We start from the raw sequence: 24,688 nt of genomic DNA, 5'->3' as shown, positions 1-24,688 counted from the left end.
GCGTTGTAACATTTCACCCCGATTTTCAATGAAATTTTTTGGCCGCCGTAACATTTCGCGGACATTTGGGTTTTACAATAGCCTTATCAAATATGGAGGTGATACAACTATGACATGGCCTTTTGAAAACGATACAAGCGCCATTACAAAAAAGTTGGCAAAACGAAACTTAAAAGCAGATAAAAGTAGAAACATCCTCATTATCATTACGATTGCCTTAGCTACCTGTTTGATAATGACAACGACCTTGTATTTTTTTGCTTCGCAGCGAAAATCATTAAATGATGCGGCTGGGCGTTATCAAGCAATCATCAATGAAGTCGATAATGATACCATTACGAAATTAGTAAATGACGATAGGGTTCAAGTGGGTGTAAGTCATTTGTTGGGTTTAGTATCTTATGGGGACTACAAATTAACCGTTCGTTCAATGGACGAAACGCTGATGAAATTAGCAAAATATCCTGATTTAGAGGGAGAATTGCCCAAATCCACAAATGAAATTGCTATCACAAAGACGTTTCTTGATAGAACTGGATTGTCCAAATCCATAGGCGATACTATATCGTTAAATCTGGGAGATGGAGAAAAAGATTATACCTTATGTGGTATTTTGCCTGTCGAAAATTCAAATTATTCCGTATTCGTGTCGCAGTCCTATATTGAAAACAAGCTCAGCGAACCGGCATACTCCGCTTATATCCGTCTGAATGAATCTGATGGTTGGTCTAAGGCCGCTATACAAGCTGAATTATCAACATTGTGCAGAGAATTGGAAATACAGCCGGAGCAAATGCAGTTTTCAACATATTATTTTTCTCTCATTGAACAGAGAAGCAGTCAATATATCGCTGTAATAGCATTTATCAGTCTTATTATCGCTTTGGCTTGTACCCTTGTTATTTACAGTCTGTTCTATGTGTCCATAGCCAGAAAAACAAAAGAATATGGGAAACTGCGGACAATAGGGGCAACTGGAAAACAGATGAAAAAAATCGTTTTTAGAGAGGGATTCCATCTTTCCAGAATTGGTATTCCGATTGGAATATTAGCCGGTGCAATAGCGGGATATGTCCTTGTCCCACAAGGCTGGAACACTTTAATGGTATTTGTAATTGCCGCTGTCACAGCTCTGTTTGTGTATCTATGCGTTATGATTGCTGTAATTAAGCCAGCCAAAATTGCTGCTCACGTTACGCCTATTGAAGCAGTCCGTTATATGGCGGGCAATAATGATGTAATGTCCAACAGTACAAAAGTGTTACATCGTTCTCTATCCGCGAAAAATTTAGCTTTCCTTAATTTTGCAAGGAACAGAAAGAAAACCGCTTTAACGCTCCTGTCGTTAGGGGTATGTGGAATTTTGCTGATGGCAAGCTCTGCATATTTTAATTCCATTGATCCTTTAGCGATGGCGCGTAGGAGTTTTCCTTACGGAGAAATTCGCCTTGAATTAGGCGATTACGGGCCGCAGGCACATAACAGCGAACAATATTCAGAACTCCAAAAATCGAATCTGCTCACAGAAGATTTTAGAGAATCCATTTTGGACATAGATGGTGTGGAAGAAATAAAAGAATACCAAGGCACCGTTTTGAATGTTCGTATGCCAACAGGAGATATTGAACCGATTGTTTCAGACGCATATATGCCAAGCTCTCAAAAATTACTTGAAGAATATTTGATTGATGGTACAGCAGATTTGCAGGAACTACTTAATAATAATGGCATTATTATTGAAAATGGCCCACAGTGGAAAGAAACTTTTGGGTGGGATGCAGCGATTGGGGACGAACTTCTGATTGAGGTTGGCGGACAAACATTGGAAGTAAAAGTAATGGGAGTTGTGGACGCTAATATCCCGTATGGCGGATATGATACGCTATTTATTCCTTTAGAAATGCTGTCAAAGATCGTTCCTATTGAAAACCTCAATTATCAATTTATTGTAGATACAGATGACAGTAAATGGACAGCCGCAAAAGATGAAATCCAAAAGATAATTCCACCGACTTCCAGCCTCTATGTTAGTACCTTGAATGATTGGGTAGAGGCATACAACGAAAAACTATTGAACTATCGTATGCCAGTCTACATTTTTGTTATGTTTATTGGGGTTTTTGGCATTATCAATCTGCTAAACACACTGATAACAAACATCTTGACCCGGAAGCGAGAACTGGGTGTTTTGCAAGCGGTTGGTTTGAGCAGTAAACAGCTTTCAAAAATGTTATTGATAGAGGGACTGTTCTATACATTAGGGGTACTGCTTCTTTCCATATCATGCGGAACTCTTATCGGGTATCTTCTCTGCACCGTCTTTAGTGCAATGAGTATTTTTGGAAAAGTAAGCTATCATTTTCCGACAGTTGAAATGTTCAGTTATTTTATACTGATGCTTGCCGTCCAAATGCTTTTCTCGTATTTGGCAATTCGGCAGATAAAAAAACAATCTCTGGTAGATCAAATACGGGAATTATCATAGAAATTTTTGAAATGTCCGAGCGTTGTAACATTTCACCCCGATTTTCAATGAATTTTTTGGGCCGCTGTAACATTTCGCGGACATTTGGGTTTTACAATACCCTTATCAACAGGCAGAAAGCCTTGAAAGGAGTTTTGAATATGAGCATTTTACAGACGATTGACCTAAAAAAGCATTACGGTGCAGAGCCGAACATTACCCGCGCCCTTGACGGCGTGAACTTCTCCGTAGACGAGGGCGAATTTGTGGCCGTTGTGGGAACCTCCGGCAGCGGCAAGTCTACCCTGCTTCACATGATGGGCGGGCTGGACACTCCCACCAGCGGAACCGTGATTGTCCGGGGCGAAGAACTGGCAAAGAAGAACGACGAACAGCTCACCATCTTCCGCCGCCGCAACATCGGTTTTATCTTCCAGAACTATAACCTTGTTCCCATCCTGAATGTGTATGAGAACATAGTCCTGCCGGTGGAGCTGGACGGGGACACGGTGGATCAGAAGTTTTTGGACGAGATCGTTCACCTGCTGGGGCTGGAAGATAAATTGAAAAATATGCCGACCAATCTTTCCGGCGGCCAGCAGCAGCGTGTGGCGATTGCCCGCGCCCTGATTACCAAACCGGCTATCGTGCTGGCCGACGAGCCGACCGGAGGGGGAAAGTTAGTAGTAAAAACATCACAAAAAAATAATACGGATATTTTTTTCATGGTCAACACGGATTTCCTTGACGATTGACCGCCACAATTCACGCTTTTCCGGAATGGAAAAGGAATCATATACACTTTCAAAATCCATTTTCAAGAAATCCCGCAGATATGATAAATCCTTGGCGGGGCGGGAATCCTCTGCATTGATTTTCTCAAGCTGCAAAAGTAGCTTTTCTCTATCCAGTTTGAACTCGTCCATCGTTATGAGGTCATTCAAAAACAAATCCTTTAATTTCTGCAATTTGTTTTCGACACTCCGTCGTTTTGCGTCCGTCCGGATGGCGGGCAGGTTCGCAACCTCATATTCTGCAATATACTTTTCAAGTTCCGGACGGATGCGGTCAAGCATCATCGCCTCAAGGGTGGATTCCATGACAATTTTTCGGTTGGGGCATCGGCGCAGGTTTATCCCCTGTCTGCATCGGTAACTATTATATTTGTACATTGTCCGTGTACCGTCTGCACGGGGGCGACCATAAGAACGCTGCTGACATCCGCTCATGATGTGGTCGCAGTCCTCGCAGACCACAAGCCCACTGAAAATATAATCATACTTTTTCCCGTCTTTGATATTGATTGAGAGAAGTCTTTGAACATCCTCAAAGAGTTCACGGTCGATGATTGCCGGACAATATTCTTTATTATCCCGAAACACTCCGATGTATTTTGTATTTGTGAGCATATTCTTGAGACTGGCATGAGTGCGAACCAGTCCGAACTCCGATTCCATATGCCGGAGCGTCTCACTCAAATTCCCGTTCTTTCGGTAGAATTGAAAGATTGCAACGGCGGTCGGCGCATCGTCATCCGGAGTGAGGTGTTTGTCCTTGATGGAATATCCGAGAGGAGTTGAGCCGGAAAGCACCTCACCGTTGTCAACCTTGTCATCGAACACGCCGAGGATTCTGTCAGAATCGTTTTGAGCCTCAAGTTCAGCCCATATCATTGAATTATTCACGAACGCCCGTCCGTGGGGCGTGGATGTGTCAAAATAAGGCTGCTCAATGGCAGTCCATGAAACGCCGTGCTTGTCGAGGATGTCTTGAGTATTCAGATAATGCCGGAGGTTTCTGAACCAACGGTCAAGGCGGGTGAAGATGACAAGGTCAATCTTTCCCGCCCGCACATCATCGAGGAGGCGTTGGAAATCGTCTCTCTTGAGTTTTTGCCCGGAGATTCCGTCGTCAATGTAGGTATCGACGAGAATCATGTTCTCATGCGTGTCAATGTATCTCTGTCCGGTCGCTAACTGGTCACGCATGGAATCTCCCTCTTTGACCTGCCTGTCAGTCGAAACACGGATATATATTGCGACACGGAGCAGGATTTTTTCAACCGATGCAACGGTTTTCCGTCTCATTTTATCAACTCCAATCATAAAAAGGTATAAAAATAAAACCTATGCAAAAGCACGGTTTCGTGATAAAATGAGACTTGCGGAGAGACATTTCATCACCGTGCATTTTGCGAGGTGTGAGTGTTTCTTGAGAGCGGTTTCCATTGGCGTGGCGACCGCTCTTTTTTTAGTCCGGAATTATGAACCGGACGATTTTCTTTTATATTTGCGACCGATGATGATTGAAAGAATACCGCCAACAATGCAAAGCAATCCACCGACCGGAGCGACAAGAAAAACCAAAAGTCCGAGAATAGCAAGTATAATTCCAAGAATGATATATATAATGCCGTATGTTTTGTTTGATGAACCGGATGCAGGTTTCGCTTGAATCGGAACATCTGAGATATTAGGTGTTGAATCCGATGAACCGGATGTATTGTCATTGCTCAAGACATCAATATGAATCATACAACCATATTTTAAACCGTCATCACCTCCGAGAATGTCAACCACACGGGCATCAAGAGAAGAATCGGGATATTTTTTATATATTTCCGCAGATAATTCTTTCGGGAGATTGCCGATTGTTTCCCCGTCTAAATTATTAACAGAATATGCGGGAGACCCGCAATATTCAAAATAATCAATAAAAAGAGGGTCGCATCGGTCAGTCCTTGAGAGAATTTCTTGACGACTGCTACCATCGTCATTGTCATATGTAACACCCACAACTTTGACATCATAACTATTCAGAATACTCATACACAAAGCACCTCCATTTCTATATGTGAACTATGTCACCTTGTAAACTTCCTTGTGAAAGGAGGTGAGCAGGGTGAAAGTTCTGTTATGGGAAAAGAGAACCGAAAAACGATTCACTTTGATGGAGTTAGCGAAGAAATCCGGAATCGGAAAATCGACGCTCAACAACATCGAAAACGGCAAGGTGTCACCGACATTGTTTCAGCTTGAAACGATAGCCATTGCGCTTGATGTCAAAATCACTGACCTGTTTGAATCCGAATACAAATAATTGTATCACACGCCGGACAGGATGTCGGCAGCAGGTGAGAAAATTTCCATAATCATGGAAATGTGCCTCACGATTTCCACAATCATGGAAATTTGTGCTACAATGTGATTCGGAAAGGGGTGGTGTTCCCTTGAATTACAAAAAGGCTATCATTGAGTTAGTCGGGAAGATACATAGCGAAAGAATCCTCAAGAGGATATATAAATTCGTTTTGTACCTTTACACCAAAGAATGAGACTGGCAGTTGAAAAGACTGTCAGTCTTTTTCATTTTTAGCTTGCAAATATAGGTCAATGAGGCGGTCAAGAGCCTCAATGTCCTCTGTACTGGCATTGACGAGGGCTTTTATTGCATTTTTTCGGATGTCACTCTCACCTGCCATGATGCGGTCAATCTTTTCGATGAAATCATCGTCAGAATCAACAAACATTTCTCCCTCACCAGTGGTCAACCATATGTAATCGACACCAAATTCACGACAAATCGCTTTTGTCATTTGTTCGGTGCAACCACGCTCACCTTTTTCGATTCTTGAGATAGCAGTTTTTGTAACACCGATTTTTTCACCGAATTTCTCAAGAGTAAGATTGAGGGATTTTCTAGTTTCTTTTATACGCTCACCTTGCGTCAAGCATATCACCTCCCTTGTTTTCTCAAGCATACCACGAGTAAAAACAAAAATCAATAAAAAAGTTACCAAAGGCAACAAAAAGTATTGACAAAGTGACCGTAGGCGATTATAATGTAACCATAGACAACAAACAGGAGGGAACGAACATGAAAGAATACACATTTGAGGAATTAGGATATTTCAGCGAAAGAGAGTGCGAGGCAATCAAAGAACAGTTACAAGGTCGCACATACATGAATTTTGATATTGCATGGAGTAATTGTGCCGGAAACTGCACTCTGATTGTAAGAACAAACTATGAAGATACTGAAAAAGAAATCAAAAACTTTTTCCTGCATTGTGCTTTGGGGATGATTTTTCAGTTAAAGAGATAACAAAACAGGGCAGGGAGGCGAAAGCCTCCCGCAGAACAGGAGGAAATGAACCATGATGAAACATGAATTTGAGGCACTTGCAAAAAGGGAAGTCACAGACGAACAGTTCGAGGCAATAGAAAAATTATACATGAGCAGCACACTCAACAAACAGGATTTTGTGAAAAGCATCCGTCCGATGCTGAAAACAATTCCGGAGCCGGAAAAGGAAAAGAACATCAAAAAAATGTGTATCAGAGACCGGAGCGGATTCAGAAAAACTCCAAACGGATGTTGGTTTCACATTAGATATGTTGAACTGGTTGACATTGATGTGAAAACCGGAAAGTACATCATAAAGGCTCTTGAGGACAAGGATTTTGAAAAATTGTCAAATGAGGGATGCGACCTGCATTATAGCACGGATTTTGATTTTGATTATATGAAGTGCATTGATACACAGCACAGGGAAATCAAACTCACAGCATAAAGGAAAGGCAGGGAGGCGAAAGCCTCCCGAACATAACAAACAGGAGGGAATCACAATGACAAAGGAAAAGGCAATCATGGAACTCATGACAAACGCAAAGCAGATAGAGGCACTTGAAAGCTGCATCAAGATTCTTGAGGGATGGTCAACACTGGGAGATTTGGCAGCACCTCTCAAGGAACGAATGGAAAAGATTGAGGATAAAAACAATCGTCTTTACGATGTGGCAGCAGGAGGGAAGTTCGACCTTGACAAAGCGTTCTGAAAGTCGAAACGGGACAGCAGGGAGGAGAAAATTGAATGGAAAGTAGAGCGTGTTATGGATATTACGGGGAGGGGCATGGATGCACTGGCGAAAATCCACCAGTGATACATAAAAGAGGATGGAGATTCATGGATTTTCATTTTGAGGTAAAAGGGAAAGGGTTCAGCAATGTGGAGATTAAGGCTTGCGACTTTGCACATGCGATGAAACAACTCAAGAAATGGGCGAAACGTGACGGGTTTGAAATTGTAGGAAATTCAAAGGGGTATGAAAACCAAGTGAATTATTAAATATATGAGCCGAAACGGGGCAGCAGTCGCCCCGTCATGCAAGGATGGCAACCTTGTGTCTGACGATGGCAAGCCGAGAGACAAAGTCAGTGATACCGTGGGAAACATGGCAGCGGGTGAACCTGCTAGAAAGTTCATAGTCGGATGACAGGTTTTTCTTGATTTTTTAAGGTGAAAAATCAAAACACGGTAGACATCGCCGGAATAGAGGTGAGCGGGTTGAAAAGACCGAGAGAGCCACCAAAGGAGGAAAGCGGATGCAGAAAAGTTTCAACGAGGGAAATGATTGCGATATATGCAAGCACAAATTCATGACGGGGCAGGATGGAACGGTTGAAGATTGCCGGAGGCGTGAATGGGGATTGTCCTGCAAGTTCGAGGAGAGAGACATCCGGATGTGTCCGGTATGCAATAGCGAGGTTGACCGTGAGGATATGGATTTCACGAGAGATTGTCATGGAATCACATTCAGACTTGTTTGTCGCCAGTGTTGGGAGAGGCTCATGTCAAAAGGATATGACGGAGAGTATTACACGGAGGCAGACGAACAGATTGAGGATGATTATTGATAAAACAAACAGGTCATAGAGAGGAGGAACAATCATGACAGCAAAGGCAAAGAAAAGGGAAATGGTTGAGGGCATTGCAGAAAAGTTCCTGTTATTGCCGGAATCTGACAAGTCTTTCATTGCAGGGTATTTGACAGGGAAAGAGGAGGAACGTGCAAGGTGGCAGCAGGAGCAGGAACGGAAACAGGCAGCAGTCGCAACGGCATGACGGTAGCAGGTGACAGGATGCGCCCTGTCAGAGACGGCAGGGCAGCAGTTACCGGAAAATGACGAGGTGAAAGAATATGAAATTTTATCATGCAGCCCCCTAGAAAAACGATGGAGAAAATCGTCGGCGAGGGCAGAATCAGAAAGTCATGGGATGGAAAAGTTTATCTCTGTAAAAGACCGGAGGATTCCTGCAAGTTCCTTGTTATACGGGGAAAGAAGAAAATGAGCGTGATTGAGATAAACATTGACAAAAGCAAAGTGAAAGAATCACACGACCATTCGGAGGCGTTCTTTCAATGCAAAGCATATATGCACGATGGAGATATTGAACTCAAGGGAAACGAGAGAGTGTGGGATTATGAGTTCGACTTATAGATGGATAGGAGGCGACGGCGTATGAGCGCAGAGAATATCAAGAAATTTTATGAGACCATTGCACGGATAATCTCTGAACGGGAGCAGGTCAAAGTGACGGTGCAGGTTAGAGAGAAAGAGGCAGCAGCTTGAAAGAGAGAAAAAGAAACGGGCGACCGTTGGCAGCAGTCGTCCGTTTCAATCGTGTTTTTGTGTCAGTTGTTCTAACAAATCTATTATAGCAAATCTGACACCAAAGCACAAGCAGAAAATCATGAAAAAAGCCTCATTTTTCAAGGGATTTCAAGGTTTTCAGCGTCCTTGTAATAGATAGTAACAAGTCTGCGAAAACCTATGAACAGGGATATGAGGCAGGTGTGACAGGAGTGTGTCAGATGGAGCGGAAAGGAAAGAGGAAAAAGCAGGGGAGAGTGTTCATCCCCTATGACTATGAGGCAGCATACAACAAAGCACTGACAGATTTGAATGAGTGGTTTGTGGAGCAGATGTTCTCCCACGGAAAAAAGGTGGTGTATGCCCTCAAGGAAATAACAGCAGGAGAACAGTTTGAAATTGAGATATACCCGCAGTTCCGGAAAATGGATGATGTACCCAAAGAGGGGCAGAGGGTTGTCAAGGATAACAGCAAGGCGCAAAAGAATCTGAATGATAAAAATGCAAGAAAGTATGTGGAACGGCTAATCAATCAGAATTTCGGCGACCGTGATATTTGGTTGACGCTGACCTATGATGACGACCACCTCCCTCCGGACGGAGACATCGACGCAGCAATCAAGAACATGCAGAACTACATCCGGAGAGTGAACTATCAGAGAAAAAAGAGGGGATTGCCGAACGCAAAGTATGTCTATGTGACAGAGTACAACGAGGAGGCAGAAATCCGGTGGCATCATCACATTGTTATGGACGGTGCGCTTGACATGGATGTGGTTGAAAAATGTTGGAATCAGTCAAGCCGGAATGAGGTGAGGAGGCTGCAAAAGGATGAAAACGGTCTCACCGGAATGTCAAGGTATATGGTCAAGGAAAAGAAACGCATCAAGTCGGAAAAACGGTGGAATAGTTCTCAAGGGCTGCAAGACCCGAACATCAAAGTCGTTCATTCAAAGCAGCAGGAGAGGGGCAAGGGCAGTTATAAACCGATAGGGAAATACGTTGACGGCATGGTCAAGAATCAAGATACCATTCGGGAAGTGCTTGCGGGTTGGTATCCGGAATTTGATTTCACGGATGCGGGCGTTTATTACAACGATTTCAATTATATGTTCTACATAAACGCAAGAATGAGGAGGAAAAAGGACAATGAAAAGGCGACGGAGGAAAAGGCGAGAGCGCATCCGGATGATTCTGCTTTTGATAGTGGTGGCAACGACCGTCCTCATGCTCACGGCAGCAGCGGGGAGAAGTGATGACGGGGAGTGTGTAAAGGGGCGGTCAGAGGTTGGGAAGTTTGAACAGATTCCATCATATACGCAGACCGTCCACACGCTGACAGGGGCAGCAGAACCGGAGCAGGAAAAGGAATTTGAGGAGTGGGTGAAACCTCACATTGAGGGCATGGTTCCCGTATATGGCAGGGAGGGCATTGACTACATATCACTGGACGATTTTGAACTCATGGGAAAGACCGTATTTGCAGAGGCAAAGACGGAGGAGTTTGAGGGGCAGGTCGCCGTTGCGGAGGTTATTCTGAATCGGGTCGAATCAGAGAATTTTCCGGACACGGTGGAGGAGGTCATCAAGCAGGACGGGGCATTTTCATCATGGGGCAATGGTTCGGTTGAGGCTGCGCCGATTGATGATGAATGTCTTGAGGCGGTGCAGGATGCAGTCAACGAGAGGATTTTTCCGGATTCGGTGGTTTATTTCCGTGAGGGGCGTTTTCATTCGTTTGGAACGCCGTACACGGTCATCGGACATCATTATTTCAGCAGCGAGGAGGGAGAGGGCAGGTGAGGACAATCGGGCAGCTTTTCCGGAGGTTTTTGTGGATGTTCAAGGTCAAGGATTGCCGTCATGTCTGCCTGTTCTGCGAATATTATCATGTTTGCACCGCAGACGGGGCAACGGAAAGGAGCAAAAAAGAAATGAATATGAAATATGCAATGAGGAGTGAGGACACGGAGCAGATTGCAGTCATCCAGTGGTCAGAGTATAACATGAACCATTTTCCGGAGTTGAAATGGCTGCATCATTGCCCGAACGGGGGCAGCAGGAACAAACTTGAGGCGGTCAAATTGAAACAGATGGGCGTGAAAGCGGGTGTCTCTGATTTGATTCTCCCATATCCGAAAGGAAGTTATTGCGGGCTTTACATCGAAATGAAGTACGGGAACAATGCACGGACGCAGAAACAAAAAGAGTTCCTTGAGGAAATGGCAGAGGTGGGGCATTTTGTCGCAACCTGCTATTCAGCAGAGGAGGCAATCAGTGTCCTCACGGAATATTTGAATCTTGCAGACCGGAATCATAGAGAGCGGAATTTGAGAATGAATATCCCGAACAACAGCATCCTCAAGAATGGCAAGGTCAAGAGAGGAGGTGGAACGGGTGACAAAGTGGCAGAGGATTGAAAAGCAGTCCAAAGAGTTGAAACGGTTTCTCAAGAAATGCGAGGCAGCGGTCAGACAGGTCAAATTCGGATTCAAGCCTCCGATTGTGAACGGTTTCGGTCAGTGTTCCGGATGCTACAATCCGGATGACGGGCAGATGGAGCAGGATTGCAGGGCGTGTCCGTATAACGAGTATTTCACGGAGGGAGTAACAGCACAATGAAAAAAGCATTGACGGCAGCAGGTGTCATCACACTGGGGGCGTTCGTTATGTTCGGGATTCTGCTTTATAGGGTCGGGGAGAGCATGGCATACATGCACCGATGCGGATGTCACGAAAGAGATTATTGATTGAGAGAGAACAGGAGGAAACAACATGAAAATTATTGCAGTAATGTCACCAAAGGGAGGAATCGGAAAGACCACAACAGCGGATTCCGTTGCGTACATATTGGGCGAGGAGTACGGGAAACGTGTGCTTGTGCTTGACGGAGACCCGCAGGGAGACACATCAAAGACGTTCGGCGCATATGAGCCGGAGGGAATCGGGTTGAGTGAACTGCTTGAGCGTCATGTCAATGTTGGGGGAGATTACCGAACATCGGAACTCATTCAGACGACCCGCTATGAACACATTGACATCGTTCCGGCGAACGGCTATCTCATGCGGACAGACATGAATCTCATGCTCAAGCAGGAGGAGAACCAAGTCACGAGGCTGCGGGATGCGCTTGAGGAGGTCTCCGGAGCATATGACTATTGTATTTGTGATTGCGGGAGGCTGCTTGACATGGTGGTCATCAACATTTTACTGTCCGCATCCCTTGTCATTGCGCCCGCAAAGGTCGGAGGATATGAAAACGAGGCTCTCCGCAATCTTGAGGAGCAGGTCGAGGATTTAAAAAAGTTCAATCCGGATTTGAGAATAAAAATCATCATGACCATGCGACAGAAAAACAAGACTTCTCTTGACATGGAGTTGTGGTTGCATGAGGAGTACGGGTGGAATATGTTCACAACGCCAATTCGGCGGTCAATCATCGCAGAAAAGGCAAGCATGGCAATGAAACCATTGCCGGAGTTTTCACGGCGGGGAATCGTATCACAGGACTATCGGAGTATGGTTGAGGAACTTATGAGGGAGGTGTGAGAATGGGAAATAACATAAGCACTGCACCGTGTAGATTCTGCGGACAGATGGTGCAGATTGAGGCAGATGGAAAGCTGACAAAGCCACAGGCAGAGGAAAAGGCGACAATGTCTTGTACCTGTCCGGAGGCGGTCGAGTATCAGAAAGAAAAGCAGCGGAAAGAAAAAGCGTTGAAAAATGTTTCCGTTCTTTTCGGTGAGGATGCTGCACCGGAGAAAAGAATCGGCGAGGGGATTGTGAGCATCCTGCGGGCAGCAGTCGAGGAGATATATTCGGGAGGGCTTGCAAAGGTCACTTTGAACCTACGGGGGGGGGCGTTAAAGCCTCTATTTCACAGAATAGCAAAGGCGAGATAAATGTCGAGCGGACGGAGACCAAAAAGCAAAAACTGACAGAATAGAGGGGATAGGGCGTGACAGAGAGGGAAATCTGCTGCATGTATCGGGATGCAAGGAATCAGAATACACAGTTGCAAATATTAGCAGAGTTGAACGATGTGAGCCGGAATGAGATTATCAGAATTTTAGTCAAGAACGGTGAAAAGTTGCCCTCTCGTGTTATCAATCAGTTATATAAGCGGTTGGACGTTTTGGAGGCTCAAATCTCCGAGAGGGAAAAGGAATACCGTGAGATTGTGCGGGCGTTGCAAGGTAGTGAAAAATAGAACAGGAGGACAGAGAAAAAATGAGCGTTATTGAGGGAACGGTGACGATAAGTCTTGAAACACTGGACGAGTTGCGGGAATATGAAACGCTATTCAAAAGTGTTCGGGGTTTTGCATCCGGATTGATTGAGAAAATAGATTCGGAGCAGTATGAGAAAAAGTGCAGGGAGATTGATGAAATGAAAGATGTTTCAGACGATGACCTCTCTCGATTACTTAAAGAGGCAGCGGGAACATTGCAAATTATCGTGTCTACGGGTTGTCTGCGGAGATTGATTCGTGAGTTCATGGATTCCGAAAAATCAGATATGCACTATGAACTTTCAGAAATGACGAAAGAGGAATTTGCAAGGATTCCGCTGATTTTAGAATCAGCGCAGAGAAAGAGACGGATTCCAAAATATAAGGATTGGAAAGAGGCAGCAGGACAGCAGGACACATCTGTTTGTGAAATGTGTGAGGCGTACATGGCAGATACAGAGTGCGACTTGAAAGAGGACTGTCCGGCAGCGGGTATCATGAAACGTCTGAAAGAGGCAGAGGAGAAAATCAAGGTAAAAGAAAAGACTATAAAAATAAAAATTGAGACCATAAAAAAGCGTGACGAGGAAATCCGTGAACTCAAGAAAAAATTATCAGATTCAGAATTGAAAAGGTCATACATGATTGACCCGATGGCAATAGGCGACCGTCACGAGATGGGAGGCTAAAGGAAAATGAGTGTAGACAAAAGACCGAGGAGGCAGGACGGTTCGCTATATCCACCATGCGAAACATGCGGAATATTGCCGGATATGTGCAAAGGATTCTGTATTTTTCAGAGGATAGCAAAAGAGGCAGAGCAGGAATTGAACAGGAGGAGAGAACATGGCAACGGGATTCAGCGTCATGGACGCATTAAACAAAAATAGCAAGGCGGGCATCGAGGAGACACCGAAAGCGAGATTTCGCACGAAAGATATTTCGATTTTTAAAATGTACCGGAATGAAATGAACTTTTACAGCATCGCAGCGGTTGAAGAACTTGCGGGAGACATTCTGACATTCGGTCTCAAGCAGAATCTTGAGTTAGTATATGAGCCGTGCGAAAAGGGCGAATATAGGATTGTTGCAGGTGAGAGGCGGTGGCTTGCCCTCAAGATGCTTGTTTCAAAAGGCTATAAAGAGTTTGAAATGGCGACGAGTAAGCTGACAACACCGCAGGATGCGGACGAGGAGCAGGTCGAAATCATCATTGCGAACGCATACCGGAATAAGAGCGTCGCCGACATGATTGAGGAGGAAAAACGCCTCAAGGAATCACTGGAAAAGATGAAAGCAGCAGGAAAGCAGATAAAAGGGTACGACCTCACATCCGGACGGCTGCGGGATGTCATCGCCTCAATGCTGCATATGTCAAAGACAAAGGTTGCACAGATTGAATCAGTCAATAACAATCTGATTCCGGAATTTAAGGAAGAATTGAAAAGTGAGCGTCTCACGTTTTCTGCTGCCTATGAATTATCCGGAATGACGACGGAGGAGCAGCAGGAGGCACTTGAGAGGTTCAAGGAATCCGGTGAACTCTCCCACAAAGACATTAAGACCATGAAAGGGGAAAAGACGGGGCAGCAGGACACGCAGAAACCCACCGGAGAGGGCGCAGAGACCGCCACAGAGGGGCAGAACGGGTCAGAGACGGAAAAGAGTACACCGGAGACCGAAACGGGCGAAAATGGGGCGAATACAGAGACGCAGGAGGGCAGTAAGGAGCATCCGACAGCAGGTGACGAATATCAGACACCGCATCCGGAGGGAATCACCTCATTGTGCTATTCCTGTACAGAATATGAGACTTGCAACGTAAAGACCGGAACGTGTACAAAATGCGACCAGTACAAGAACCGAGCAGAGGCATATAAGACCGAAGAACAGCGGTATTCCGAGGAGCAGGACGAAATCGACAGGGAAACAAAAAGAAAACTCCGTGAAAAGGCAGACGAGGAGCGGATGAACAATATTCCCTCTGCATCCGGAGAGAGCGGTAAGAAAGTGCATCAGATAAGACTGGGAGCATCGTTTTTCGAGGACGCTTGCAGCAATATCAAGAGTTTTGAACTCCGGAAGAATGACAGGGGCTATAAAAAGGGCGACATCCTTGAGTTGATGGAATTTGCAGACGGCAGGAACACCGGACGCATGGTGAGAAAAATGGTGACATATATCCTTGAGGACTACACCGGACTTGAGGAGGGATTCTGCATCATGGCGACATCGCTTGTCGATAAGGACGGAGAACCGCTGCAAAATGCGAATTTAGGGCAGATATGCGCCGACTTGAAAGCGAACGGCGACGGGTACATCGAGGGAGGAGAGGAGTACATCTTGATTGACAAGGCAGTGAACATCGTGAGAGACGGTGGGAGAGAATAAGGCGAGGGGGCAGCAGGACGATGAATAATGTAAAAATGACATTAGGAAGTCTGTTTGATGGAATAGCCGGGTTTCCTTTAGCAGCGAAACAAAACGGAATAGAAACAGTATGGGCGAGTGAGATTGATGAAAATTGTATTGAAATTGCAAAATATCAGTTTCCGGATGTTGTGCAGTTAGGAGACATAAGAAAAATAAAGGGAGGAGAAATTCAGCCCGTGGATATTATTAGTTTCGGCTCACCGTGTCAGAATCTTTCGATAGCAGGAGACCAAAGAGGGCTTGACGGAAAGAAGTCAAATCTATTTTTCGAGGCAATACGAATCGTGTATGAAATGAGAGGTGCGACAGATGGAAAATATCCAAAATACATTATATGGGAAAACGTGGCAGGAGCGTTTTCGAGCAATAAAGGACAGGATTTTCGCCGGGTGCTTGAAGAAATCACAAAAGCCTATATTCCAGTACCTAAAAGCGGAAAATGGGCGACAGCCGGAATGGTTAGAAGCAGCGCAGGAAGTACCGCATGGCGAGGAATGGATGCTCAATATTGGGGAGTACCCCAACGTAGAAAACGCATCTACCTTGTACACGATTTTGCAGGAGACAGCGCAGGAGAAATATTATTTGAGTGCGAAAGCGTGCTTGGGTATTCTCCGCAGGGCAGAAAGGAGAAACAGGATATTGCCCGGAGTTTTGAAAGAGGCGTTGGAACAACAAATATAGAGCATATTCCATATAGGGATTGCGGATATGGGGTATACGCAGAGGGTATCGGCACATTAAGGGCAAGCAGGGGAAACAACGGGGGAGGCAGCGAAACTCTGATTGTTAGAAAAGAAATGACGTTTGCGGAGGCATATCAGCATCATGGATATAGAATAAGCGGTGTAGCCAATACACAGACGGCGGGGGCAAATACGTCCATAAGGGGAGACACGAGCCTTGTAATTGAAAATGAGATAATATTGTTTGATGATTTCGTAAAAAACGAGGATGGAAAATATTGGGCGTGTATTTGCGAAAGGTGCGTAAAACAGAATAATATTTCCGAAAATCTGCTTGATGATGTGGGAGCGGGTATTTGCAGCGTGGCAGGTTGTGAAAATGAGGCTGATTATTACATAGACTTTCCGGAAATGGAAGAACCAAAGGAAAGTATATGGAAAATACCGCTTTATCTGCTACAAGGCAAAAAAAATCAAAATTATAAAGTGAGGAGGCTGACACCGACAGAGTGTGAAAGGCTTGACGGATTTCCGGACGGATGGACGGAAAAAAGGTCAGACGGAAAAGATTCATCAGACACGGCGAGATATATGTCGCTAGGGAATAGCATTGCGATTCCATGTGCAGACAGAGTATTTGCAGGAATTATCGCAGTAGAAAAGAGAAAACAGGAGGCAGCAGGACAATGAATAAAAGCGCATTAAAAGCAGTATTTATCAACGCAATGGCGGTTGGGGCAAGATATATCGGTGTAAGCATCAAGACCGAGGGCAGCAGTCAACCGGAAATCATCATAAACCCGAAAGAGAACTTTGACACAAAGTTCGATTATTACATGAACGCCTATGACGATGATTTGATTCTGATTTCCGCAAAGGGAAAGAAAGAAATCAGAATCACGGGCATTGCACAGGGGAACACGTTTGAGGATATTGAATATCAGTTGATGTCCGTGGGAGTTGGATGGAAAAAGCCGATTTCGGATGCAATTGACAAAACCTATGACAAAATGATGGCAGAGACACCGCCACAGTCAGAGGAGGAGCGATTGCAGCGTGAGACCATGAGAGAGGCAATCAAAGGGATGTTCCTCAATGCGAGCAGGTCAGCAGCGGAGGCAAGATTCATTTTCGATAATATTGAGAAGTATGAGGAGATTTTCGACATCTGCATGAACGGTGATGACATGGAGTTCAAAAAGGGCTTGATGGAATTACAGAGGATGCAGAATGAGTATATTCTGAAAGAAGAAAGCGACGAATAAAGAAAGGGTAACAGAAACGGAGGAATCGGCGTGAAAGAGGAAAAAGAACAGACGGTCATCGACAAGACATACTTATATCTTGAGAATTACCGTGAAATGGAACGGTATATCAATGATGCGGTGTCGGAAGTGTCGCAGATTCCGGATGCGGGCAGATATAACATATCAGCAGAGCGGGCGTTCCTGCAATCAATAAGGGAGTGCAGGGCAGAGACGGTCATCCTGTTTGAACACTTGAAACAGGCTCTTGCATCGCTGAAAGAGGATGCAGAGGCAGCAGGTGAGGCATACAAGTATGAGGCACTTGAGGCGGTATACATTAAGGGCATGACATACGAGGAGGTTGTCAGAGAGACCGGATGCGGAAAGAACTCTCCAAAGAAGTGGTGCAAGGCAATGATTCCGAGGTTGGCAATAAAGTTATTCGGTGCGAAAGCGTTAGAAAACGACGCAAATTGCATTGAAAATAAAAACAATTTGAACAAAACGGGGTGAAAAGCGAGTGAAAACAGGGTGAAAAAGGGGGTCAAAAGTGGGTGAACACAAGGCGATTCAAATGTGTTATTGTGGTAGGGTGAACAGTTGAGACGAGCGATTGCAGAGATGCAGTCGCTTTTTTCTTGCCTGTTTGCCCTCCTGTTATATGCGGGCAGCAGGGCGCAGTGATGCGGTCTATTGCCCGCCTCTCAAAAGCAGAGACAGGAGCAGGAACAAAGGGAGGAGGATGGATGATGCTGCTGAAATCATGCAGGTGTGGAAAGCTGATTCCTCAATCACTCAAGATGTGTGAGGACTGCGAGCGGAGGCAGCAGTCAAGGTATGTGGTGTACAACAATACACGCAGAGACCAGAGGGCAGCAGAGTTCTATATATCAAGGGAGTGGCGGGCATTGCGTCCGGTCATCATGAGTGTTTATGACCATGTGGATATATACGCATTGTATGTCCTGCATGAATTGAAAACGCTTGAGGAATCCGACCCGATACATCACATCGTGGAACTTGAGGAGGACTGGGAGCAGAGATTGAACCCTCTGAACTTGATACCACTCAAGCACGAGACACACAGCACCATCACAGCACTATATAAACAAAGCAACGCAAGCATGAGAGCAACACAGAAACGGTTGAGGTCACTGATTGAATACCATTTCCGAGAGGCAGGGGGGTATGAAAAAGTTTTGAGTGACGCTTTTCTAGTCACGCCCCCTCTTTTCCTTTGAGAAAACTCCCCACGGGAATTTCAGTAAACAGGGTGCGCCGGAAAGGGTGTCAGAATGTGACACGAAACCGATGAACACTAGACAGAAAGGGGGTTGACGTTGCAATGGCAGGACAGAGACAGCCCACGGATTTAGTGGTCATGAAAGGCAAAAAACACCTCACAAAAGCAGAGATTGAGGCGAGGAAAAACGCCGAGGTCGTCGCACCGAATGACAAGGTCAAGCCCCCGCCGTACCTAACGCCGGAACTCAAAAAGAAGTTCCGGAAACTTGCGAAAGACCTGCTTGAAATCAAGCTGATTGCGAATGTTGATTGTGATGCGCTTGCGAGGTTGCTGATTGCACAGGAACAATATATCGAAATCACGGCACAGATAAGGGAAACGCCGTTGATGTTGGATGTTCCGGTTTATGAGACGCAGACAAATCCGAAAACGGGGGAAAAAGAGCAGGTGCAGGTCGGAACACGGCAGGTCGTGAACGGGGAACGTGAGCGTCTCATGATTATACAAGACCGCTGCATGAAACAGTGTCGGCAGGGGGCAGGCGATTTCGGGATGACGGTGTCGAGCCGTTGCCGTTTGGTCGTTCCGAAAGCGAAAACAGATAAACCGGAAAACAAGTTCAGCAAATACGCTAACGCATAATGGCGAAAACGGAGCGCATCACCGACCGATGCACACAATACGCCCTTGACGTCACAGAGGGGCGCATCACAGCCGGAGAACTTGTCAGACTGGCATGTCAGAGGCATCTTGACGACATTGAAAAGTCAAAGGCTGCACCGTACAAATACTATTTTGATGTTGAGCAGTCCGAGAAAATCATCAATTTTGCGGAGGAACTCACCATTGCAGAGGGCGAGGAGCAGGAAAGCGTCACAGCGTACCCGTTCCAATGTTTCATTTTAGGCTCAATCAACGGGTGGAGGACGAAAGAAAAGTCATACAGACGGTTCAGAACATCCTACATACAGTTGGGGAGGCAGAACGGAAAGTCATTCATCAATGGGATTTTAGCTGCATATTACGGCAATTTTGACGGCTACAAGTACGGGAAAATATATTGCACCGCTACAAAGCAAGACCAAGCGAACATTGTCTTTGATGAAATTGTTAAATTCATCAATTCCGACGAGGATTTGTCGGAGTGGTTCAGAGTACACGAGCATAACCACACAATAGACTGCCTGTTCACTCATTCGGAAATAAAAGCCCTGTCCGGAGATACCAAGTCACTGGACGGACACCGTGCGTATTTGGGAATCGTTGACGAGTACCACGCACACAAGACAAATCAGATGTACAAACTGCTTGAGGGTGGAATCAAAAAACTCAAGTCGGCACTGATTTCAGTCATAACAACGGCGGGATTCGATTTGAAATCGCCCTGCTACAAATTATATGAATACTGCTGCAATCTCTTGAGAGGCGTGTTCGAGAATGACAGTCAGTTCGTCTATATCGCACAGATGGACGCAGAGGATGACTGGTATACTCCGGAAAACTGGATAAAGGCGAACCCGATTCTTGAGTTTGATGCGGATGCGGTCGAGAACCTCATTCCGGTCGCACATACCGCCCGTGACATGGGCGGGGAGGACTTGCGGGATTTCCTTGTAAAGCAGCTTGACATGTGGATGCAGTGGTCAAATTCCATGTACATCAAGGAAATTGCAAAGTGGAAGATGTGCGCCGTTCTGAAATCGCTGAAAGATTTCAAAGGCTCAAAATGCTATGTCGGGGTTGACCTGTCATCCGGAGGGGATTTGACCTCAATCGCAATCATCATCCCGCACATGGTCGGCGATGTGAAAAAGTATTTTGTACATACACATTCATTCATCCCGAAATCACGGGTTGATGACCATATCAAGACTGACAAGATTCCGTATGACTTATGGATTGAAAAGGGTCTTGTGACGGTCACGGAAACACTGGGAGGAATCAAGACAGATTATAAATACATCATCAAATATCTTGAGGAACTCGTGAAAGAGCATGATTTGAAACCGCAGTTGATTTGTTATGACCCGCACAATGCGTCGGCGTTCCTGTCAGACCTTGAGGCGTTGGGGTTCGATTCCGTATCAGTGACGCAGACGGCGAAAGAGTTGAACGATGCGACCGTAGATTTCAGACTGGAAATCCTTGCGGGCAACGTCGAGATTGAGGGCGTTGAGGTCGGAAAGGGCGATAAAAAGAAAGTCGTTCCATTCGATGAACTGCTGACATGGTCAATCGCAAATGCAAAGACCATTTCCAACAATTATGGGGAAATCAAGATTGACAAGGACATCACGACAGACCGCATCGACCCGATTGACGCAATCATCGACGGGTGGAAAGCAGCAATGAAAGAGGAATACAAGCCGGACATCAATGAATCCGTGAATGACTGGCTTGTGCAATATCAGAAATATATGAAAGGTGGTGAATAGAGAATGAATCCGTTTCAGAGGCTTGCAAGCCGTTTCGTGAACTGGTGGAGGGGCGCACCGGAGGACAGCGGGGGCGTGAGGACGCTGAACTCAACATCATTCCTTGAATCGTTGGGGCTGCGCCGGAGGAGGAAACCGACATCAGAGGTGACATATTTCACATGCCTCAAGATGTTGTCGGAGACGCTTGCAAAAATGCCTATCAAATACTATCAGAGAACGGACAAGGGAATCGTGGAGGCAGAGCAGACCGAAACGTCAAAGCTGCTGACAAAGAGACCGAACCCGTTCATGACACCTACTGTATTTTGGAACACCGTTGAAATGAACCGCAACCATTACGGGAACGCCTATGTCTACATGAGAAAAAAGTTCATCCGGCAGCGGTACGGGGGAGAGTTCCGAATCATTGACTTGTGGGTGATGCAGTCAAATTGTGTGCAGATAGTTGTCGATGATGCGGGGATATTCGCAGGGGTGGGGCGTTTGTGGTACGTCTACACAGACCCGACATCCGGCAGACAGTACGTTTTCAGCACCGACGAGGTGATGCACTTTAAAACATCATTCAGTTTTGACGGAATCACCGGACTGCCCGTGCAGCAGATTTTGAAAGATACGGTGAGCGGAGCGTCAGCGTCACAGGATTTCATGAACAAAATGTATGAGAGCGGGCTGACAGCGAAAGCAACGCTTGAATACACGGGCGAACTGAATGAGGGGGCGAAAGAGGCTCTCCGGCAGTCGTTCGAGGAGTTCGGCAGCGGGGCGAAGAATGTCGGGAAAATCCTGCCCGTGCCGTTGGGGATGAAACTCACTCCCCTTGACATCAAACTGACTGATTCACAGTTCTTTGAACTGAAAAAATACACAGCTTTACAGATTGCAGCAGCGTTCGGAGTAAAGCCGAATCAGATTAACGACTACTCAAAATCATCCTATGCAAACAGTGAATTGCAGCAGTTGTCTTTCTACGTTGACACGGAGTTGTTCATCATCAAGCAGTATGAGGAGGAAATCAACTACAAGATGACAACGGAGGAGGAGCAGGATTCCGGATTTTATTACAAGTACAACGAAAAGGTGCTTTTCCGGACAGATTCAAAGACACAAATGTCTTATCTGAAAGAGGGTGTCGGAGGCTCTATCATCAAGCCAAACGAGGCGAGAAGAAAACTCGACATGCCGGATGCAGAGGGAGGCGATGAACTGTTTGCGAATGGAAACATTGTTCCGCTGACTATGGCGGGGGCAGCGTATCAGAAAGGCGGTCAGACAGAGGAGGAGACCGCCGAACCGGAGCAACCGGAGGAAAATGAACCGGAAACGGGGCAGCAGGTCACAGAGGAAAACGAACCGGACGAAACCGACGAGGCAGAGGACGGGGAAACAGAGGAGGGAGGTGAGTGAAATGGCACTGAAAAAGCGTTTTGATTTCACAAAAAAGAACAGGCGCACCGGAAAGACGGAAAAGGTCGGTTATGTGGACTTTATGGAGGACGAGGGGCAGGGCAGATGTTCCTTGTACTTTTACGGCGACATCGTATCAGCGACATGGGAATCCATGTGGTATGAGGAGGACAAATGCCCGCAGGACATCGCTGATTTTCTGCACCAGTTGGATGGATATGAGGACATTGACATCTATTTCAATTCCGGTGGCGGTGATGTATTTGCAGGACTGGCAATCTATAACCAGTTAAAGCGGTACAACGGACACAAGGTCGGCTATGTGGACGGGATGGCAGCGTCAATCGCATCCGTCATCATGTTTGCATGTGACGAACTGCATTTCGCAACGGGCGCACAAGCGATGATTCACAAGCCCTTGTGCATCACGATAGGAAATGCGGACGACCACAAGGAATCTATAAAACAGTTGAATTTGTGCGAGGATTCCATTCTCGACATTTATGAGCAGCACACGAGAGACGGTGTCACGAGAGATAAACTCAAGGCTCTCATGGCAGCGGAAACGTGGTTCAACGGGGAAAAACTTGCAGAGTATTTCGATGTTGAGGTCGAGGAGCGGGCAGCAGTCGCAGCGTGTGCGTCGGATTTCTTTGACAGGTACACGAACATTCCGGAGGGAATGGGAGAAACCACAACAAAAGACATTGTCGATGCGGTCATCGCAGAGATTGAGAACCGTGAAAATCAGAGAATCGAGGCAGAAAAACAGGAGATTCTTGCGGATTTGGATTTTTACGGCATTTAAAGAATGGAGAGGAGAAAAGAGACCATGAACAAAGAAATGCAGAAACTTTTGAAACAAATCAATGACAAAAAGAATGAGGTCAAGAGCCTTGTCAATGACGGGAAACTGGATAAGGCAAGGGCAGCGAAAGAGGAACTCAAGACGTTGCAGGAAAAATTTGACCTGCTCTTTGATTTGGACGAGGAGGAGCGTGAGGGAATCGAGGACAAAGTCACGGCAGGAACGGCAAAGGTCGTCGGCGGTGAAAAGACTGACAAAAAGAACCTTGTCAAATCTTTCGTCAATATCATCAAAGCCGGATTCCTGCACACTGAACCGGACGAGGCAGACGTGAAAGTCTACAAGGACGCACTGACATCCGATGCAACGCCGAACGACGACGGGCAGCAGGGCATCGGCGTGACAATTCCGGAGGACATCAGAACCGACATCATTGAACTGCGCCGTTCCGATGATAACCTTGAGCAGTATGTCAATGTTGAGGGTGTGACCACAAAGACAGGCACGAGGAACATTGAGGTCGATGCGGAATCCACTCCGTTTGACAACGTGGATGAGGCTGCGGACTTTCCGGAAATGGATGAACCTGTTTTCGAGCCTATCGAATACAAGGTCAAGAAAAAAGGTGGCATCCTCAAGATGACCGCCGAACTGCTTGAGGACACGGCAGCCAACATCATGGCGTATATCAACAAATGGATTGCAAAAAAGACAAAGGCGACCCGCAATGCGATGATTCTGAAAAAGCTGAATGAAATAACGGCAGGGAAAGAGGTGGTCGTTTCCAATCTTGACAGCCTCAAGGATATTTTCAACGAACTGCTTGACCCTGCAATCGCAGCATCCTCCATCGTCATCACGAATCAGAGCGGTTTCAACTTCCTTGACAAGCTGAAAGATTCAGACGGCAACTATATCTTGCAGAAAGACCCGACTTTGCAGACAAAGGGAAAATTGCTTTTCGGGGAATATCAGATTGTAAAACTGTCAAAAAAGACGCTGAAATCCACGCCGATTCTTGCGGAGGATGGAACGACGGTCAAAGGGTACAAACATCCGGTTTTCTGCGGTGATTTGAAAGAGGCAATCACACTCTTTGACCGGAATGTGCTGACCATCGACCTCAATGATAAAGGTGCGGGGTTGTGGGAAAAGGATTTGACCGGAATCAAGGTGAGAGACCGTTTCGATGTGCAGCCCGTTGACAAAGGGGCGGTCATCAAGGGAGAAATCACCGAGGTCGTAAACGGGTAGGAATGAGCGGGGCGGGATGACCGCCCCTGCATGAAA

At 45.9% G+C, this 24,688-nt stretch carries 31 protein-coding genes and 1 pseudogene; 29 read left to right on the top strand and 3 right to left on the bottom strand.

Features of this window, described 5'->3' with window-relative positions; all coding sequences use genetic code 11:
- Positions 1 to 109 precede the first annotated feature (109 nt).
- Both VV089_RS00160 and VV089_RS00155 read left to right on the top strand, forming a co-directional pair.
- Positions 110 to 2,485, top strand: coding sequence for an ABC transporter permease (locus tag VV089_RS00160; protein WP_334334486.1), 2,376 nt, complete (start codon positions 110 to 112; stop codon positions 2,483 to 2,485).
- Positions 2,486 to 2,625: 140 nt separating this feature from the next.
- Positions 2,626 to 3,135: pseudogene (locus VV089_RS00155) on the top strand (ABC transporter ATP-binding protein); the annotation flags it as partial.
- A gap of 24 nt (positions 3,136 to 3,159) precedes the next feature.
- Here the strand turns inward: VV089_RS00155 and VV089_RS00150 are convergent.
- Entirely contained in the window at positions 3,160 to 4,551 is a 1,392-nt protein-coding gene (locus VV089_RS00150; RefSeq protein WP_334334485.1) for a recombinase family protein, read from the bottom strand.
- Between the two features lie 174 nt (positions 4,552 to 4,725).
- Positions 4,726 to 5,292, bottom strand: coding sequence for a hypothetical protein (locus VV089_RS00145; protein ID WP_334334484.1), 567 nt, complete (start codon positions 5,290 to 5,292; stop codon positions 4,726 to 4,728).
- 73 nt (positions 5,293 to 5,365) lie between these two features.
- Between VV089_RS00145 and VV089_RS00140 the strand changes: the two genes are divergently transcribed.
- Positions 5,366 to 5,563, top strand: coding sequence for a helix-turn-helix domain-containing protein (locus tag VV089_RS00140; protein ID WP_334334483.1), 198 nt, complete (start codon positions 5,366 to 5,368; stop codon positions 5,561 to 5,563).
- Positions 5,564 to 5,819: 256 nt separating this feature from the next.
- Here the strand turns inward: VV089_RS00140 and VV089_RS00135 are convergent, their stop codons facing one another.
- Positions 5,820 to 6,203, bottom strand: a complete 384-nt coding sequence (locus VV089_RS00135; protein WP_334334555.1) for a helix-turn-helix domain-containing protein — start codon at positions 6,201 to 6,203, stop codon at positions 5,820 to 5,822.
- 137 nt (positions 6,204 to 6,340) lie between these two features.
- On the opposite strand from VV089_RS00135, the gene VV089_RS00130 reads away from it, so the two are divergent.
- The 26 genes from VV089_RS00130 to VV089_RS00005 all read left to right on the top strand — a co-directional run bounded on the left by VV089_RS00130 (position 6,341) and on the right by VV089_RS00005 (position 24,652).
- Positions 6,341 to 6,568 (top strand): hypothetical protein, encoded by a 228-nt coding sequence (locus tag VV089_RS00130; protein WP_334334482.1) that lies wholly within the window; start codon positions 6,341 to 6,343, stop codon positions 6,566 to 6,568.
- Positions 6,569 to 6,620: 52 nt separating this feature from the next.
- On the top strand, positions 6,621 to 7,037 hold the full coding sequence (locus tag VV089_RS00125; RefSeq protein WP_334334481.1) for a hypothetical protein: 417 nt from the start codon (positions 6,621 to 6,623) through the stop codon (positions 7,035 to 7,037).
- Positions 7,038 to 7,092: 55 nt separating this feature from the next.
- The gene (locus tag VV089_RS00120; RefSeq protein ID WP_334334480.1) at positions 7,093 to 7,302 is read left to right on the top strand and encodes a hypothetical protein; all 210 of its coding nucleotides are present in this window, start codon (positions 7,093 to 7,095) and stop codon (positions 7,300 to 7,302) included.
- A gap of 35 nt (positions 7,303 to 7,337) precedes the next feature.
- Positions 7,338 to 7,592, top strand: a complete 255-nt coding sequence (locus VV089_RS00115; protein ID WP_334334479.1) for a hypothetical protein — start codon at positions 7,338 to 7,340, stop codon at positions 7,590 to 7,592.
- A gap of 257 nt (positions 7,593 to 7,849) precedes the next feature.
- Complete coding sequence (locus tag VV089_RS00110) at positions 7,850 to 8,161, top strand: hypothetical protein (RefSeq protein WP_334334478.1); 312 nt, start codon at positions 7,850 to 7,852, stop codon at positions 8,159 to 8,161.
- Positions 8,162 to 8,195: 34 nt separating this feature from the next.
- The gene (locus VV089_RS00105) at positions 8,196 to 8,369 is read left to right on the top strand and encodes a hypothetical protein (protein WP_334334477.1); all 174 of its coding nucleotides are present in this window, start codon (positions 8,196 to 8,198) and stop codon (positions 8,367 to 8,369) included.
- 110 nt (positions 8,370 to 8,479) lie between these two features.
- Positions 8,480 to 8,746 carry a hypothetical protein gene (locus tag VV089_RS00100; protein ID WP_334334476.1) on the top strand — a complete coding sequence of 89 codons (267 nt, stop codon included), beginning with the start codon at positions 8,480 to 8,482 and terminating at the stop codon, positions 8,744 to 8,746.
- A gap of 374 nt (positions 8,747 to 9,120) precedes the next feature.
- A complete protein-coding gene (locus VV089_RS00095; RefSeq protein ID WP_334334475.1) occupies positions 9,121 to 10,155 on the top strand; it encodes a rolling circle replication-associated protein in 1,035 nt (344 codons plus the stop codon).
- Complete coding sequence (locus VV089_RS00090) at positions 10,088 to 10,702, top strand: cell wall hydrolase (protein WP_334334474.1); 615 nt, start codon at positions 10,088 to 10,090, stop codon at positions 10,700 to 10,702. Before VV089_RS00095 ends, VV089_RS00090 begins: the two co-directional genes overlap by 68 nt.
- Positions 10,699 to 11,319 carry a VRR-NUC domain-containing protein gene (locus VV089_RS00085; RefSeq protein WP_334334473.1) on the top strand — a complete coding sequence of 207 codons (621 nt, stop codon included), beginning with the start codon at positions 10,699 to 10,701 and terminating at the stop codon, positions 11,317 to 11,319. The genes VV089_RS00090 and VV089_RS00085 overlap by 4 nt, the downstream gene beginning before the upstream one ends.
- Positions 11,297 to 11,521 (top strand): hypothetical protein, encoded by a 225-nt coding sequence (locus VV089_RS00080; protein WP_160568753.1) that lies wholly within the window; start codon positions 11,297 to 11,299, stop codon positions 11,519 to 11,521. Before VV089_RS00085 ends, VV089_RS00080 begins: the two co-directional genes overlap by 23 nt.
- A complete protein-coding gene (locus VV089_RS00075; protein WP_334334472.1) occupies positions 11,518 to 11,649 on the top strand; it encodes a hypothetical protein in 132 nt (43 codons plus the stop codon). Before VV089_RS00080 ends, VV089_RS00075 begins: the two co-directional genes overlap by 4 nt.
- A gap of 25 nt (positions 11,650 to 11,674) precedes the next feature.
- Entirely contained in the window at positions 11,675 to 12,448 is a 774-nt protein-coding gene (locus tag VV089_RS00070) for a ParA family protein (protein WP_334334471.1), read from the top strand.
- A 2-nt stretch (positions 12,449 to 12,450) separates the two neighbouring features.
- A complete protein-coding gene (locus tag VV089_RS00065) occupies positions 12,451 to 12,804 on the top strand; it encodes a hypothetical protein (RefSeq protein ID WP_334334470.1) in 354 nt (117 codons plus the stop codon).
- A 56-nt stretch (positions 12,805 to 12,860) separates the two neighbouring features.
- Positions 12,861 to 13,112 (top strand): hypothetical protein, encoded by a 252-nt coding sequence (locus tag VV089_RS00060; RefSeq protein ID WP_334334469.1) that lies wholly within the window; start codon positions 12,861 to 12,863, stop codon positions 13,110 to 13,112.
- A 20-nt stretch (positions 13,113 to 13,132) separates the two neighbouring features.
- Complete coding sequence (locus tag VV089_RS00055; protein ID WP_334334468.1) at positions 13,133 to 13,822, top strand: hypothetical protein; 690 nt, start codon at positions 13,133 to 13,135, stop codon at positions 13,820 to 13,822.
- Between the two features lie 157 nt (positions 13,823 to 13,979).
- Complete coding sequence (locus VV089_RS00050) at positions 13,980 to 15,524, top strand: DUF3850 domain-containing protein (protein ID WP_334334467.1); 1,545 nt, start codon at positions 13,980 to 13,982, stop codon at positions 15,522 to 15,524.
- Positions 15,525 to 15,544: 20 nt separating this feature from the next.
- Positions 15,545 to 16,942: a DNA (cytosine-5-)-methyltransferase gene (gene dcm, locus VV089_RS00045; protein WP_334334466.1), complete on the top strand. Its 1,398-nt coding sequence runs from the start codon at positions 15,545 to 15,547 to the stop codon at positions 16,940 to 16,942.
- Entirely contained in the window at positions 16,939 to 17,517 is a 579-nt protein-coding gene (locus VV089_RS00040) for a hypothetical protein (protein ID WP_334334465.1), read from the top strand. Before dcm ends, VV089_RS00040 begins: the two co-directional genes overlap by 4 nt.
- Positions 17,518 to 17,547: 30 nt before the next feature.
- Positions 17,548 to 18,012: a hypothetical protein gene (locus tag VV089_RS00035; protein WP_334334464.1), complete on the top strand. Its 465-nt coding sequence runs from the start codon at positions 17,548 to 17,550 to the stop codon at positions 18,010 to 18,012.
- 170 nt (positions 18,013 to 18,182) lie between these two features.
- Positions 18,183 to 18,740 (top strand): hypothetical protein, encoded by a 558-nt coding sequence (locus tag VV089_RS00030; RefSeq protein WP_334334463.1) that lies wholly within the window; start codon positions 18,183 to 18,185, stop codon positions 18,738 to 18,740.
- Between the two features lie 104 nt (positions 18,741 to 18,844).
- Positions 18,845 to 19,387: a phage terminase small subunit P27 family gene (locus VV089_RS00025; protein WP_334334462.1), complete on the top strand. Its 543-nt coding sequence runs from the start codon at positions 18,845 to 18,847 to the stop codon at positions 19,385 to 19,387.
- Positions 19,387 to 21,180 carry a terminase large subunit gene (locus tag VV089_RS00020; RefSeq protein WP_334334461.1) on the top strand — a complete coding sequence of 598 codons (1,794 nt, stop codon included), beginning with the start codon at positions 19,387 to 19,389 and terminating at the stop codon, positions 21,178 to 21,180. The genes VV089_RS00025 and VV089_RS00020 overlap by 1 nt, the downstream gene beginning before the upstream one ends.
- Positions 21,181 to 21,183: 3 nt before the next feature.
- Entirely contained in the window at positions 21,184 to 22,590 is a 1,407-nt protein-coding gene (locus VV089_RS00015; protein ID WP_334334460.1) for a phage portal protein, read from the top strand.
- A 1-nt stretch (position 22,591) separates the two neighbouring features.
- Positions 22,592 to 23,398, top strand: coding sequence for a head maturation protease, ClpP-related (locus VV089_RS00010; protein ID WP_334334459.1), 807 nt, complete (start codon positions 22,592 to 22,594; stop codon positions 23,396 to 23,398).
- Between the two features lie 24 nt (positions 23,399 to 23,422).
- Complete coding sequence (locus VV089_RS00005) at positions 23,423 to 24,652, top strand: phage major capsid protein (RefSeq protein ID WP_334334458.1); 1,230 nt, start codon at positions 23,423 to 23,425, stop codon at positions 24,650 to 24,652.
- Positions 24,653 to 24,688 lie beyond the last annotated feature (36 nt).

It is taken from the genome of Candidatus Merdisoma sp. JLR.KK011, assembly GCF_036941125.1.
Taxonomy (GTDB): Bacteria; Bacillota; Clostridia; order Lachnospirales; family Lachnospiraceae; genus Laedolimicola.
Note: the sequence above shows the minus strand (reverse complement) of the source record. Positions and strands in the feature narration are given on the sequence as shown.

Excerpts from the sequence above, each read along its gene's own strand:
- VV089_RS00145 (WP_334334484.1), bottom strand. The coding sequence starts at position 5,292 with ATGAGTATTCTGAATAGTTATGATGTCAAAGTTGTGGGTGTTACATAT.
- VV089_RS00040 (WP_334334465.1), top strand. The coding sequence starts at position 16,939 with ATGAATAAAAGCGCATTAAAAGCAGTATTTATCAACGCAATGGCGGTT.
- VV089_RS00110 (WP_334334478.1), top strand. The coding sequence starts at position 7,850 with ATGCAGAAAAGTTTCAACGAGGGAAATGATTGCGATATATGCAAGCAC.
- VV089_RS00025 (WP_334334462.1), top strand. The coding sequence starts at position 18,845 with ATGGCAGGACAGAGACAGCCCACGGATTTAGTGGTCATGAAAGGCAAA.
- VV089_RS00105 (WP_334334477.1), top strand. The coding sequence starts at position 8,196 with ATGACAGCAAAGGCAAAGAAAAGGGAAATGGTTGAGGGCATTGCAGAA.
- VV089_RS00130 (WP_334334482.1), top strand. The coding sequence starts at position 6,341 with ATGAAAGAATACACATTTGAGGAATTAGGATATTTCAGCGAAAGAGAG.
- VV089_RS00005 (WP_334334458.1), top strand. The coding sequence starts at position 23,423 with ATGAACAAAGAAATGCAGAAACTTTTGAAACAAATCAATGACAAAAAG.
- VV089_RS00065 (WP_334334470.1), top strand. The coding sequence starts at position 12,451 with ATGGGAAATAACATAAGCACTGCACCGTGTAGATTCTGCGGACAGATG.
- VV089_RS00050 (WP_334334467.1), top strand. The coding sequence starts at position 13,980 with ATGGCAACGGGATTCAGCGTCATGGACGCATTAAACAAAAATAGCAAG.
- VV089_RS00055 (WP_334334468.1), top strand. The coding sequence starts at position 13,133 with ATGAGCGTTATTGAGGGAACGGTGACGATAAGTCTTGAAACACTGGAC.
- VV089_RS00030 (WP_334334463.1), top strand. The coding sequence starts at position 18,183 with ATGCGGTCTATTGCCCGCCTCTCAAAAGCAGAGACAGGAGCAGGAACA.
- VV089_RS00090 (WP_334334474.1), top strand. The coding sequence starts at position 10,088 with ATGATTCTGCTTTTGATAGTGGTGGCAACGACCGTCCTCATGCTCACG.
- VV089_RS00020 (WP_334334461.1), top strand. The coding sequence starts at position 19,387 with ATGGCGAAAACGGAGCGCATCACCGACCGATGCACACAATACGCCCTT.
- VV089_RS00100 (WP_334334476.1), top strand. The coding sequence starts at position 8,480 with ATGGAGAAAATCGTCGGCGAGGGCAGAATCAGAAAGTCATGGGATGGA.
- VV089_RS00120 (WP_334334480.1), top strand. The coding sequence starts at position 7,093 with ATGACAAAGGAAAAGGCAATCATGGAACTCATGACAAACGCAAAGCAG.
- VV089_RS00070 (WP_334334471.1), top strand. The coding sequence starts at position 11,675 with ATGAAAATTATTGCAGTAATGTCACCAAAGGGAGGAATCGGAAAGACC.
- VV089_RS00015 (WP_334334460.1), top strand. The coding sequence starts at position 21,184 with ATGAATCCGTTTCAGAGGCTTGCAAGCCGTTTCGTGAACTGGTGGAGG.
- VV089_RS00160 (WP_334334486.1), top strand. The coding sequence starts at position 110 with ATGACATGGCCTTTTGAAAACGATACAAGCGCCATTACAAAAAAGTTG.
- VV089_RS00125 (WP_334334481.1), top strand. The coding sequence starts at position 6,621 with ATGATGAAACATGAATTTGAGGCACTTGCAAAAAGGGAAGTCACAGAC.
- VV089_RS00095 (WP_334334475.1), top strand. The coding sequence starts at position 9,121 with ATGGAGCGGAAAGGAAAGAGGAAAAAGCAGGGGAGAGTGTTCATCCCC.
- VV089_RS00150 (WP_334334485.1), bottom strand. The coding sequence starts at position 4,551 with ATGAGACGGAAAACCGTTGCATCGGTTGAAAAAATCCTGCTCCGTGTC.
- dcm (WP_334334466.1), top strand. The coding sequence starts at position 15,545 with ATGAATAATGTAAAAATGACATTAGGAAGTCTGTTTGATGGAATAGCC.
- VV089_RS00010 (WP_334334459.1), top strand. The coding sequence starts at position 22,592 with ATGGCACTGAAAAAGCGTTTTGATTTCACAAAAAAGAACAGGCGCACC.
- VV089_RS00075 (WP_334334472.1), top strand. The coding sequence starts at position 11,518 with ATGAAAAAAGCATTGACGGCAGCAGGTGTCATCACACTGGGGGCGTTC.
- VV089_RS00115 (WP_334334479.1), top strand. The coding sequence starts at position 7,338 with ATGGAAAGTAGAGCGTGTTATGGATATTACGGGGAGGGGCATGGATGC.